General features: G+C 64.5%; 11 protein-coding genes. 9 read left to right on the plus strand and 2 right to left on the minus strand.

The annotated features are described in order from the left end of the window. Positions 1-26 precede the first annotated feature (26 nt). The gene (locus Pla123a_RS16515) at positions 27-1,100 is read right to left on the minus strand and encodes a DUF1559 family PulG-like putative transporter (RefSeq protein ID WP_146588964.1); all 1,074 of its coding nucleotides are present in this window, start codon (positions 1,098-1,100) and stop codon (positions 27-29) included. Positions 1,101-1,452: 352 nt separating this feature from the next. Between Pla123a_RS16515 and Pla123a_RS16520 the strand changes: the two genes are divergently transcribed. Together Pla123a_RS16520 and Pla123a_RS16525 are read left to right on the plus strand one after the other, a co-directional pair. Continuing rightward, positions 1,453-1,992 (plus strand): sigma-70 family RNA polymerase sigma factor, encoded by a 540-nt coding sequence (locus Pla123a_RS16520; RefSeq protein WP_146588966.1) that lies wholly within the window; start codon positions 1,453-1,455, stop codon positions 1,990-1,992. A gap of 59 nt (positions 1,993-2,051) precedes the next feature. Beyond that, on the plus strand, positions 2,052-3,566 hold the full coding sequence (locus Pla123a_RS16525; RefSeq protein WP_146588968.1) for a hypothetical protein: 1,515 nt from the start codon (positions 2,052-2,054) through the stop codon (positions 3,564-3,566). A 192-nt stretch (positions 3,567-3,758) separates the two neighbouring features. On the opposite strand, the gene Pla123a_RS16530 is transcribed toward Pla123a_RS16525, so the two are convergent. After that, positions 3,759-4,649 (minus strand): AraC family transcriptional regulator, encoded by an 891-nt coding sequence (locus Pla123a_RS16530; protein ID WP_146588970.1) that lies wholly within the window; start codon positions 4,647-4,649, stop codon positions 3,759-3,761. A gap of 487 nt (positions 4,650-5,136) precedes the next feature. On the opposite strand from Pla123a_RS16530, the gene Pla123a_RS16535 reads away from it, so the two are divergent. The 7 genes from Pla123a_RS16535 (at position 5,137) to Pla123a_RS16565 (ending at position 12,663) form a co-directional block, all read left to right on the plus strand. Then, complete coding sequence (locus Pla123a_RS16535) at positions 5,137-5,835, plus strand: PEP-CTERM sorting domain-containing protein (RefSeq protein WP_146588972.1); 699 nt, start codon at positions 5,137-5,139, stop codon at positions 5,833-5,835. 127 nt (positions 5,836-5,962) lie between these two features. After that, positions 5,963-6,967, plus strand: coding sequence for a PEP-CTERM sorting domain-containing protein (locus Pla123a_RS16540; RefSeq protein ID WP_146588974.1), 1,005 nt, complete (start codon positions 5,963-5,965; stop codon positions 6,965-6,967). Positions 6,968-7,078: 111 nt separating this feature from the next. Then, positions 7,079-9,052, plus strand: a complete 1,974-nt coding sequence (locus Pla123a_RS16545; RefSeq protein ID WP_146588976.1) for an alkaline phosphatase family protein — start codon at positions 7,079-7,081, stop codon at positions 9,050-9,052. A gap of 35 nt (positions 9,053-9,087) precedes the next feature. Beyond that, positions 9,088-10,197, plus strand: a complete 1,110-nt coding sequence (locus Pla123a_RS16550; RefSeq protein WP_146589288.1) for a DUF1559 domain-containing protein — start codon at positions 9,088-9,090, stop codon at positions 10,195-10,197. A gap of 101 nt (positions 10,198-10,298) precedes the next feature. Further along, positions 10,299-10,739: a hypothetical protein gene (locus tag Pla123a_RS16555; RefSeq protein WP_146588978.1), complete on the plus strand. Its 441-nt coding sequence runs from the start codon at positions 10,299-10,301 to the stop codon at positions 10,737-10,739. A gap of 95 nt (positions 10,740-10,834) precedes the next feature. Beyond that, positions 10,835-12,058 carry a hypothetical protein gene (locus Pla123a_RS16560; protein ID WP_146588980.1) on the plus strand — a complete coding sequence of 408 codons (1,224 nt, stop codon included), beginning with the start codon at positions 10,835-10,837 and terminating at the stop codon, positions 12,056-12,058. An 86-nt stretch (positions 12,059-12,144) separates the two neighbouring features. After that, positions 12,145-12,663 carry a sulfotransferase family protein gene (locus Pla123a_RS16565; RefSeq protein WP_197528051.1) on the plus strand — a complete coding sequence of 173 codons (519 nt, stop codon included), beginning with the start codon at positions 12,145-12,147 and terminating at the stop codon, positions 12,661-12,663. Positions 12,664-12,772 lie beyond the last annotated feature (109 nt).

Raw genomic sequence — 12,772 nt, forward strand, 5'->3', positions numbered from 1 at the left:
CGGGGATCGACGGACGCACGCCGCCGTTAGCGACGCGAGTACACTTTCACCTCGCCGCCATCGGCGCGGTGGCCCATCTGACGGAAGGCCTCGGCGTCGACAGAGTAGGCGACAAGCGACACCGAGCCGTCGCACATCGAGAACAGGCACCCGCCGGGGTGGGCGCTACCGAACGCCTCGCGGGCGTTGAGGTCGGTGGTGGGGTACGACTCGTCGGCGTCGCTGCGGGGTGTGTGGTTCGCGGTGCGGCCGTCGTAGTAGGTCGAGCGGACGGTGTCGTCCTGGAAGCCCGTGTACATGGCCCAGTCGTCGGCCTTAAAGTAGACCTCGCCTGTGTAGGAAGCCACCGGAACCCAGCGCTCACCCAGGGCGATAGTCTTACTCAGGCCGTCGGGGATCTGACGCAGCTTGGCCGCGGTGCCGCAGAAGCTGATGCCCGTGAACTCGCTTGCCTTCGGCGGGAAATTGGCGGGCAGCGAGTTGTAGTTCGAGGGCGACAGAGTTTGGCAGACGCCGTCAAAGCCGGTCTCGTCACCGACGTTCGTGGCGTAGTCACTCCGGGCCGCGGCCGGCTGGAGATACCCTGCGGCGCCGCCCTTGCCATCGCCCGAGTAGGCCGTCCGACCTGCGGGTGGGTAGGGATCGCCATTGGCTTGGGGGTAGGGGCCGCCGCTGCGACGCGACGGGCAGTTGAGCACCGCGATGGGCGTGCGGTCGCGCTCGGCAAGCTGTGCGCCACGCGCCGAGCCGGTCAGCCCCTGGCCCCGCTCAAACAAGGCTTGCTCTTCGATGTAGGGGAGGATCGCGAAGATCCAGCCGCCGGGCTGCGTGTGGTCGAGACCCCGGTCGGGGTCGCCGGTCCAGTTGCCACGCCAGCCTGAGGAGGGCATCCTCCCGGTGGCGGACTCCAGGTTGATCATCGCCAGCGTGAGGTTCTTCAGTTGGCTGGTGCACTGGGCCCGCCGCGCGGCCTCTCGGGCGGCTTGGACTGCGGGCAGCAGCAGGGCGATCAGCACGCCGATAATCGCGATCACGACCAGCAGCTCGACCAGGGTGAAGCCTCGCGAGACTGCTTTCGATTGGTATGCCGGTCGTTTCACGTTTCACTTCCCGTGGTGGTGGATCCTGCCAAGCGGCCGGTGGTGGACGCGCGCCGCCGCGGGCAGGGATGAGTTGGCGCTTGCGTCGCACAGCACGAGGTAGACGGGTGGATGCATGTGAATACCGGCCGGGGCCGGTTTGTGGCGGCGATTGGGTCGTTTTCTTCAAGAAAAGCGGCCGCGGAGTTCCGGGGCTAAACATTTGGGGAAATCTGCTGGAATCGAGGAATTCGTCCGCCACAAAACGGCCCGGTTTGGTATCAGGTTCATTGGGCAGTGTGCGCGGTGCGCCTGCGTGGAGAAACCGCCACCGCTTGGCCGACCGCGGGGGTCGGCGCCGGTAGAGAGTGTTATGAGCGAACCGAACGTCAAACAGCAGCCGGCCGTCGTCGGCGAGGAGTTCGTCCAGCTGCTAACCGGCGAGCAGCTGCGGCTGTTGCACTACATCACGATGCTCCTCAGCGGCGACGTCAACGCCGCCGAGAACGTGCTGCAAGAGACCAACCTCGTGCTGTGGCGCAAGGCGTCGGAGTTCGCGCCGGGCACCAGCTTCCGCGCGTGGTCTCGCACAGTGGCGCAGTGGCAGGTGCAGGCGTACCTCCGCGACCGCGGCCGCGACCGACACGTGTTCAGCCTCGAGCTGATGTCGCAGTTGGCCAGCCGCGACAACGAGTTCGCCGTCCAGCCAGAGACCCGCGGCGCCCTCCGCGACTGCCTGAAAAACCTCGGCCAGACGCAGTTCGATCTGCTCAACTGGCGGTACGAGGATGGGCTGCCGATCCGCAAAATCTCCGCGCGGGCGGGGAAGTCCGAGGTCGCGGTCCGCTCGTCGCTGCAACGGATCCGCCGGATCCTGCTGAGCTGTATTGAATCGAAGATCGCGGCGGGTTAGCCGGCCGCCGCCAAGGCGATTGTACCCCGGTGGCTACTTATTAACGCAGAGCTGTTGAGATGGATCTGTCAAAGCAGAAAGAACTGGAGCGGGTTTTCTCGTCCTGCGCGGACGACGGCCCGACGCCCGAGCAGGCGGCCAAGCTCGAACGACTGCTGCGTGACGACCCGGATCTGCAGGAGCACTACGCGAAGCTGGTCGGCGTGCACGTGCTGCTGGACGCGGAGGTCCGGCTGTCGGGGCGCCGCGCCCAGCTCCCGCTGGACGGCGCCGCGCCGGCGACGTGCGAGTTGGTGGCGACGCACATCAACGCCGACCTGGGCCGGACCCGCTCGCCGTGGTTCACGCCGAGCGTGCTGGCGACCCTCGCCGCAGCCCTGGTCGCCGCGTTCTGGCTCGGGCGTTCTACCAACGACACCGGCCCGCCGGCCGCCCAGAGTCGGCCGGCGCGGACCGCGGCCGCCGAAGACCTGCTCCGCGAGGACGGGTTGGTCATCAGCAACGACGAGTCGCTCGCGCGGCTCGGCTACCTGCTCCGCGATGCGGGCATCACGAGCGTGCGGCTGCCTCGCTGCGGCGGCTCCGCCGATCAGCAGTTCACGCTCTGCAGCGGCGCCGCCTGGTACGACCGCCCCGCCAGGAAGAAGGAACGCGGCTACCTTGTCTCGCTCCGCCCGGGTGAACGCATGGACGTCTACTTCGACACCGACGCAATGGGGCGCAACTCGCTGGCGATCGCCGAGTTCGACGCGTCCGGCAAGCTGACCGGCCGCACGCTGCAGTTCAACAACCTGCCGAGCGGCGTCAGCAAGGTGCGGCAGTCGCGGGCGGGGATGGTGGGCGAGTTCTCCGAGTGGAACGACTCACCCTACTCGCGCCACTACCTCTTCACCGGCTCGCACATGCTCTACGACGGTTTGGAAGAAGAGGTGTGGCGGCAGAGCGATTTTGAGGTCTCGCTTGATCACGATGGGCTGATGGTGCTCGGCTGGGACGACAGCGGCTACTCGGGCATGCTGCGGGAGGGGGAGCACGACTCGCCGCCCGACCGCGACTACAACGACATCCGCGCCATGATAAAGTTCACGTCCGCCGACTCGGGCGTCCACGGAACGGAGCAGTCCGTTTCCTACTACCCTCTCCCGGAGCCCTCCGATATCCGCGCCAACCCGGACGCGAGGGGCTACATAATTGATGTTCGGCCCGGCGAGCGCGTGCTGCTCGCGGCTAGCTCTGACGCGCGTTGGCAGAACTCGCTGCAGATTATCGAGGCCGACTCGGGGCGGGTCGTCTGGCGTCACGACGGGTCGGCGCCGGTTCAGGGCGCGCGGCAGCAGCGGAATCGCGGCGCCTACGTCATCACCAACCACTCCGACCGTGCCCGCCGGTACTTTATCTACGGTCGCCACCGCCGGCCGAGCGAGGACTCAGACGACGCGTGGATCGATACCGATTTCGAGGTCCTGGCGAGCGACGACCGCTCGGCGGTCGTCGGCTTTAACGACACCAGCGGCTCCCTCCCGGCCGACGACTGGGACGACCTGCGCGTCGTGGCCCGCTGGTTTGGGGACTAGCCACGGACCAGGCGGTCCTGCGAAGTCTCGCCCGCGGAGATTCCCCTAGCGAGCAATCCCGCAGTGGCTACCTCCGGCAGGCCGCTGTGCCGGTCTGGGCAGGTGGGTTGCGATCATGTTTTGCGGAGGCCTGGATCTCCAAGAGCTTTGCGGCCGCCTGACTCGTCGCCTGCGGGCGCCGTGCGAAGGGTGTCACGCCAGACTTTCCCAGGCGGCATGCCCTCGAAACCGCTCGCGGAATTCACGAGGCGTCATGCCCTTGACCTGGCGAAACCGGCGATTGAAGTACGAAACCGTGTCGTAGCCCACCTCGAGGGAGATGTCGAGAACGGATCGCTCCCGTTCCAACAACATCCGGCAGGCCAGGCTAATACGCTTCTCGTTGATGTAGCTGATGACCGTCCGCTGCGTGGCTTTGCGGAAGAACCGGCTGAAAGCCGACGGCGTCATCCCCGCCAAATCGGCCAGCTCATTCTGGGTAAGGTCCGGATCGGCCAGATTGACATGAATGTAGGTCAGGATGTCGTTAAGCCGCGACTCGGCCTTGGTGCGCCACACCGGAGAATAACTCTCACTGGCCAAGAGCGTCGTCTCCTCGATGCTGGCCACGTAGAACAGGCATCGCAGCAGGCTGATGAATCGGTCCGACGCTGTCTGATCACGCATTTCGGTCATCATTCGGGCGACATTCCGGCGGGCTTTGCCAGTGATCCGAATTCCTCGTTTGGCACGATCCAGCAATTCCCCCACGGGCTGCATCTCAGGGACCGCAACGAATGCCTCGCTGAATAGGCTCGGCGAAAACTGCACAACCATCGCCCGGTGGATCGTGTAGTCTTGCTTCCGCGGCTCGACGACGGCCCAGTGGTGCGGAAGATTAGACCCCAGCAGCACCATGTCACCGACCCCGTACGACTCCACATGGTCGCCAACAAGTCTCGTTCCCGTGCCGCGTTCGATGAGCGTCAACTCAATTTCCGGGTGGTAGTGCCATCGGTTTTCTGACTTCTTGACGGCGAGCCCTTGGCTGCAACGGATCGAGCAGCCTTCGGGCGAGATCAGCTTCTCAAATGCCGGTTTCATACTAGAGATTGCCTTGTAGGGCTGAACGCATGGCTAGCTAATCAATGCGGCGACAGGCGAATTCGTCGTGAACCTCTGCGAAGAACAATGACTGGTTGCATGTCTTCTACCAATGGGGGCCTGCCACCAGCGACCAGTACAAAAATCACATTTCCGACGTGGCTACAGGTAGCCGTATCACTGCTTTGGAACAATTTGTGTTAGTAAGGGGGAAAAATCAAGTAGATATGCCGTGGTTTCATGGTTTATTTTGAAGCCTACGCAGAGAGTGGCAGCTCAGGCGGCGGCCGCTGTGGACGCCTGTGGGCAGAAGGCACGCGCAATTTTTGTCGGGGGTGGGCTGGGTTACGGCAGCCGACCTCGCGACTGCTGCGCAGGTCAATCTGCCTCGGGCCGCCACGCGGGATGGGGCGTTGCGGCCCGGAGGAGAGACACTCGGAACGAACGACAACTTGATTCTTCACTTCCCTAAACTGCGGGTAGCCTAATGCACAACAAGAAGCACGCCTCCGAGACTAGCCACCAGAACCTTCGCAGCAAGCTGCAGATTGCGAAGCAGATATCTTCCTACACGGCTGCTGCCGGACTTGGGGCCTTCGCGTTCGGCGAGTCGGTCGACGCGGCGATCGTCTACACAGACGTTCCCGACATCGTTGTCAACCAAGACAGTCCGACCGGCGGTTATTTCGACATGGATGGCGACGGTGTCGACGATTTCCGTTTCCGCTTTAACAACGGCGGCGGTGGACTGGCGAGGATTCGGTTTCAGGGCGTGGCCCCCTCGGCCGACCTGTCAAACTCACCGGCCAAGGGCAGCACCTACTACGTGCGGTCGTTCGAGCTGGGAGACCTAATCGGGCCGGGCACGCCGGAGGCAAATAACAACGGAATCGTCACGTCGAACCTGTCAAACTTCGGCAACCCAACCGACCCGCAGTTCGCCGGAATCAAGCTCGACATCGGCGGCGCGACGCACTTCGGCTGGGTGCGAGTAAAGACCGAGCCGGTCGACCTGAGCACCGGCTACGGCGTCGCTCCGCTGACCGGGACAATCTTCGACTGGGCATTCGAGTCAGAACCGGATACACCAATCGCCGCGGGCGCCACTCCCGAGCCTTCGTCCTTGGCGTTGCTGGCAGCGGGGGTGGGCGCCCTCATCGGCGCGAGCCGCTCACGTTCGTCCTGAGCAGGGCGGGCGATCGGCCGATTTCGAATGAATGCGTACGCGATCGGGCCGCGGGGCCCGGTGGCGCACGTGGGTCAAATTCTGTGCAAGCAGTTCGAGCTAACTCGCTTTGAGGCAAAGACCAGCGATGAAGAACAAAGATTCGAAGCGTTCAGACCAGAGCGGCGGCGCCAATCAGACAGCAAAGAGGCTGGCGTCCTACTCAATGGCCGCCGGGTTGGGGGCGTTTGGTTGCGGCGAGGCAGCCCGCGGAGCAATCGTCTACACCGATGTGCCGGATATCGTGTTGATGCGCGGCGATCCGGCTGTCGAGCTGAACCTCGACAACGATCCGACCGGCAAACTCGACCTGCACTTCCGCAACAACGCGGGGGGTACGTGGTACGCCTCGGGGCGGTTTATCGGCCTCGCGTACCCCGGCGAGCCTGCGCCGGAGTCGTACTCGTACGCCCTTTCCCGCCTCAACGATCCCCCGGGCAGCAACCCGGGCTACTACGTGCGGGCCTTCCATCCGGGCGATCAGATTGGTCCTGTTGGTGAAGGGCTCACGGTCAAGGCCGGTCGCCTCTCGAACACTCCGCAGAGCGGGTACGGGGTCTTGAAGACTAGTCTTCGCAGCCCGTACTCGCCGGCGGACGACGGCGGCGGGTTTGGCGACACCACCAGCGATCAGTTCGCCGGCATTGCGATCCGCGACCCCGACGACGGCCTGCACTTCGGCTGGGTGCGGCTGCGTGCGGAGATCATCACCACCGCCAGCTTCCCCTACTACGAGCACGTTTGGACGCTCTACGACTGGGCCTACGAGACGGATCTCAACACTCCGATCCTTGCCGGCGCCAAGCCGGAGCCGGTCGCAGGCGACTACAACTCAGACGGCGTCGTGGACGCCGCCGACTACACCGTGTGGCGTGACCAGAAGGGGCAGAGCACGACCCTGCCCAACACCGACCCGTCGGACACCGACAACTTGGTTACGCAGTCGGAGTACGAGTTCTGGAAATCGCGATTCGGCAGCACGTCGGGCAGCGCCACGGCGGCCGCGCCGACGGGTTCGTCGATTCCCGAGCCATCGTCCCTGGCGCTGCTGGCGGCCGGGGTCGGCGCGCTGGTCTCCCACCGGCGTCGGTAGTTTGAGGCCGTATTCGCCCTCGATGCGTCGTCGTCGGCTCCGTTGGATCGGCGCCCTGCCTGCCGACGGACACCCCTCACCTCCAGGGCTGAGAAGAGTAGATACCGATTGATGAAGCGGCTGGCCGAGAAGGTACTGTTGATAGGTTGGGACGCAGCGGACTGGCTGATGATCCGTCCACTGATCGATCAGGGCCTGATGCCAACGCTGGCTTCGCTGATCGAAGACGGCGTGAGCGGCAACCTGGCGACGATCCGGCCGATCCTTTCGCCGATGCTATGGAACTCGATCGCCACCGGCAAACGGGCCGACAAGCACGGCATCTGCGGTTTTGCCGAGCCCTTGCCCGACGGCTCCGGGATACGGCCCGTCACCAGCACCAGCCGAAAGACAAAAGCGATCTGGAACATCCTGTCGCAGAACGGCCTCAACAGCAACGTCGTGGGTTGGTTCGCCAGTCACCCGGCCGAGCCGATCCGCGGGGCGGTTGTGAGCGATTACTACGTCCATCCGCCGGCGCCGGGCCAGGACCCCGACGCCCTGCCTCCCGACGTCTGCCACCCGGAGCGGCTGATCGAGCCGATGGCCAAGCTGAGGGTGAAACCGCGTGACATCGACGCCCAGGCCATCCTGTCGTTTGTCACCCGCGCGGCGGAGATCGACGGCGCCAAGGACGACCGACTGCGTAAGCTGGCCACACTGCTGATGCGGACGTCGAGCATCCAGGCCGCGGCGTGCGCCCTGATGGCGAAGGAGCCTTGGGATTTCATGGCGGTCTACTACGACGCCATCGACCAGTTCGGCCACCACTTCATGCCCTACCACCCGCCGGCGGTAGAGGGCATCTCCGAGCTGGACGCGGAGATCTTCAAGGACGTGATGGTCAACTGCTACCGGTTCCACGACATGATGCTGGAGTCGCTGCTGAACAACGCCGGCGAGGACGCCACCGTCATCCTGGTGAGCGACCACGGCTTCCACAGCGGGAGCGAGCGGACCGACACAGACGGGTTCAAGGACCCCACCAGCTGGCACCGGCCGTTCGGCGTGGTCTGCGCGAAGGGGCCGGGGTTCAAGAAGAACGATTCGCTTTATGGAGCTTGCCTGCTCGATGTGACGCCCACCATCCTGTCGCTGTTCGGGCTGCCGGTCGGCGAAGACATGGACGGGCGGCCCTGGCTGGAGGCGTTCGACGAAGAAACGCGGCCCGAACGCGTCAAGAGCTGGGACCTGGTGGACGGCGAGTGCGGCATGCACAGCGAGGACCGCCGGGAGGACCCCGTCGAGGCGGCCGAGGCGCTCCGCCACTTGGTGGACCTGGGGTACATCGAACCGCCCAGCGAAGACGTTCAGCAGACCGTGCAGAACACCACCATCGACCTCAAGACCAACCTGGCCCTGGCGCTGTCCGACAGCAACCGCCTGGAGCAGTCGCTGCCGATCTGGCAGGAGCTGGTGGAACTCTGTGCGGACGACCCGGCCAAGAAAGACCTGTACCTCGCTCACTCGGCGTGCTGCCACCTGCAGCTCGACCACGCGGCGGAGTGCGCAAGCATCCTGGATCAGCTCAACGGCGAGATGGGGCAGTCGCCGTTTGTCCAGCTGATGCGCGTCCGGCTGGCGGAAAAGAACCGCCAGCCGGACGAAGCGCTGCGGCTGGCGCGGGAGGTGCTCGACCAGTGCCCCGACGACACCGGCATCCTCAACCGCGTCGGCCAGCTGCTGCTCGATTCGGAGTCCTGGGACGACGCCGAGTCGGTGTTCCGACGCTCCCTGTCGCTGCTCGAAGAAAACCCGATGGCCCACGACGGGCTGGCGGCGGTGCACCTGGAACGGGACTCTTTCGGCGACGCCATCGAGCACTCGCTGCTCGCGGTCGGCCTGATTCACTACTTCCCATCGGCCCACTACCACCTCGGAGTGGCGTTGCACGGGGACGGCCGCGAGGAACAAGCGATAGCCGCGTTTGAAACGTGCCTCGCGATGCGATACCGGCTCAAAGACGCCCACTACCGCTTGGCGGTTCTCTACCGATCAAGAGACCCGCTTCGAGCCAACCGACATCAGGAACTGGCCGGCCTCTAACGCCGACGGTTCAAAACGATAAGGAAGCCAATCCGATGATCAAGAACGATAAGTCGAGCCCCCGCGCGCACAAGAAAAAGGCGTTCACCCTGGTGGAGCTGCTGGTGGTCATCGCCATTATCGGCATCCTCATTGCGATGCTGCTCCCCGCGGTCCAGTCGGCCCGCGAGGCCGCGCGGCGTTCCCAGTGCCAGAGCAACACCAAGAACGTCGCGCTCGCGGTGATCAACTACGAAACCACACAGAAAGAGTTCCCGATCGGCATGACGCACGACAGCTCGAAGAACCCCGATCTCGGGCACCCCATCCATTTTGGCCCCAACTGGATCATCCAGATTCTCGCCTACATCGAACAGCAGGCCACCTACGACCTCTTCGATCTGTCGGTGAAGATAAACGGCAGAGGGACGACCGATAGCGAACTGCGCAACCGCCAGGCGCGTGGCGCTCAGATCCCCGTGCTCCTCTGCCCGACCGACGGGAACAACCAAGTCCTCTACGAAGGGAACTACCCTGCGCACGGCGACAACTGGGGGCGGACCAACTACGCGGCAAACGCGGGCGGATCGTTCCTGTTCAAGGCGCCGTGTGGCCCTAGCCCTGTGGGTCCCGACGACTACTACTGCACCGAGGGCCCCAGCGGCTCCGCGTGGTCCTCCGGCAAAGACGGCTGGAGGGACAATGCCCGCCGTCGCGGGGTGATGGGGGTCAACACCTCGGTCTCCGCGAGGCGGATCAGCGACGGCATGACCAAGACGATCATGATTGGAGAGGTCCGCGCCGGCCTGAGCTCCAAGGACGCCCGTGGGGTCTGGGCAATGGGGCACGCCGGCGCGAGCCTGCTGGCCATGTTCGGCTCCGGGGGTGACGCCAATGGACCGAATGCGTGCTACCCAAATTCGGACGACGTTTACTGCGACCTCAGCCTGGGAGACCAGAATCAAGCCGAGTGCATGTCCTGCGTTCCCGACCGGTACTTCGCGCAGGCGACGGCTCGCAGCTCTCATGTTGGCGGCGTGAACCTGGCGATGTGCGACGGCAGCGTGCAGTTTGTCAGCGATGACATCGAAACCAGCGGAGACCACGGCCCCTGGGGGTCGCTGTGGGACTTTATGATCGGCAGCGCCGACGGGAGCAGTCTGTAAGTGAGCCCCGTTGCCGGGGGGACGCCGCGCGCCAGTTTTCCCCGGCGCCAGTTCTACGAGCACAAGTATCAGGTTGTTTTTTCCCGCAGGAACGCACCGTTTTGAACGCAAATCACTTGAAGCCCTCGGCGCGTCTTGCCCTGGCGTTGCTCCTGTTGGCCGCCGCCCCGGCTCTGCTTGGGTGTAGCGGACGACCGGCGACGGCGCAGGTTAGTGGCAAGGTGCTGTACAAGGATGGCAGCGTGCCCGAGGGTGGGGTGTGCCTAGTGCAGTTCCAGCCAACCGACGACTCGACCGCGGAGGTGCGGAAGGCGGCCAGCGGCGCCATCCAACCCGACGGCACATTCGAGGTCTACACACGGAAGCCAGGAGACGGGATCTTTCTCGGCAAGTACGCGGTGACCTTTTCCATCTGGAAGGCGCCGATGGAGCCCATCTCCTACGTGGACGCCAAGTTCGCAAAGCCTGAAACCACGCCGTTTGTCGTCGACATCGACGGCGACCGCGACGACCTTCTGTTCGAGATCGATCGAGCCAAGTGACGCCAGCCCGCCCCACGCCGCCGGATTTTGTCGGCCGCAGGGCGGCTCTTACCGCCACGACCACGGCGGATTTGACTTCCGGAAAGGGACCTACATTGATCCAAGGCCTACGCAATCTCGCAGCGGCGTCGCTGGGCGCGCGTATCCCGTGCCGCCTGTTGGCGCTGCTGGTCGCGGTCTCATTGTGTGCCCGGGCCCCGGCCCAGACGACCAATTCGGCCTGGATGTGGAGCAGCGCGTCGCACCCGGCCGGCGCTGTGAACGTGCTCGGCGACAAGGCGAAGGAACGCGAGATGATCGCCAACTTCAAGCACTGGGGCTTCGACCGCATCTACACGAGCTTCGGAACCCTACCTAATTCTACGCCCGAGGTGCCGGCTTCTTGGAACGCCAGCCTGGACGACGCGAACATCTCGTCGCAGATGCTGTTCGGCCTGGTCAACTTCAGCCCGACGCAGATGGCGGACCTGGTGCAGACGCGACTCGTCGAATTCAACAACGCTCGCACCGATCCTCGCGAGCGCTTCGACGCGGTGCACCTCGATCTTGAGCCGCACGTCACGAGCGCGTTCCAGAATGGCAGTGCGGCCGAGCGGCAAGCGATTCTGCTCGAGCTGCGCGACACCTACGCAGCCGTCCGGGAGCGGCTCGACGACAACGGGTGCTCGTACGTGCGGATCTACTCAGACCTCCCGGTGTGGTTCGACAACCTCACATCCAACCTCGGCTGGGCCAATCCGGCCGATCGAAACCAGTGGTTCGACGACATCGCCCTGTCACTCGACGGCTTCTCGATGATGGCCTACGAGCGCAGCACCCTGTCCAGCATCGTCAGCGGCGTCGGCTACGAAGTGGCTAATTTTGATGGCGAGGTGCGGATCGGCCTTAACGTGGCCGAGATCGGTCCCGGCGACACCTTCGCGAGCTTTGACGCGCTCCTGGAGATGGCGGATTCCCTCCGTTCGTACTACGGGACCAGCATCGGCGGCATCGATTTCCACGCGCTCACTTCTTACAGCGAATTGGCGCCCGTCCGATTGGCCGGCGACTTCAACAGCGATGGCCTCGTAGACGCGACGGACTACGCGGTGTGGCGTGACACCCGGGGCTCGACCACCCTGCTGGACGCGGACGGCGACTTCGACGGGGTCGTCGGCGAATCCGACTACCAGCTCTGGAGATTGAACTACGGATCCCCCGGCGCCGGCTCGTCGGCCGCGACCGCACCGCCGATCCCAGAGCCCGGGTCGCTCCTGCTGTGCTGCTTGGCGCTGTCGAGCTGGCCAATCCGGTGCGGGCATGGCAAACTGAGGCAATGAGCGCTGATTCCGCTACCACCGACTCCACTACTGCCGACTCCGCTATCACTATTGTCACGGGCCTACCGCGATCCGGCACATCGATGATGATGCAGATGCTCGTCGCTGGCGGACTTGCCCCGTTGACCGACGGACAACGCGGCGCCGACGAGGATAACCCCCGCGGGTACCTTGAGTACGACAAGACGAAGAGCCTGAGGTCGGACAACTCGTGGCTGGGCGACGCCAGGGGTAAAGTGGTCAAGGTGATCGTGCAGCTGCTGGAGTATCTGCCCCGGGAGAAATACCGCATCGTGTTCATGCAGCGGGACCTGATCGAGGTGGTGAGGTCGCAGCGAACCATGCTCGAACGATCCGGCAAGCAGGGGGCGGCGCTGTCCGACGCGCAGCTCGAAGGCTTATTCTCCAAGCAGGTCGAGGCGGTCGACAGATTCCTCCAAGCAAGTGACGCTCAAGTGCTCAAAGTGCAGCACCGCTCCTGTATCGACTGCCCAGCCGAAGTGGCCGCCGAGGTGAACCGATTCCTAGGCGGGGGACTCGACGAGGGCGCGATGGTAGAAGCCGTCGACCCCACCCTCTACCGGCAGCAGAGTGGTCCGGAATGACGCTCCAAACGCCCCACCATCGCGTGCCCTAAACAATATGCCGCTCTCTCGCGGGGCCGTGGCCGCTACGCTTGTGCTTGCGATAGAAGGAAAGTTTGCGGTTAGGACG

The sequence above is a fragment of the Posidoniimonas polymericola genome (assembly GCF_007859935.1).
GTDB classification, from domain to species: Bacteria; Planctomycetota; Planctomycetia; order Pirellulales; family Lacipirellulaceae; genus Posidoniimonas; species Posidoniimonas polymericola.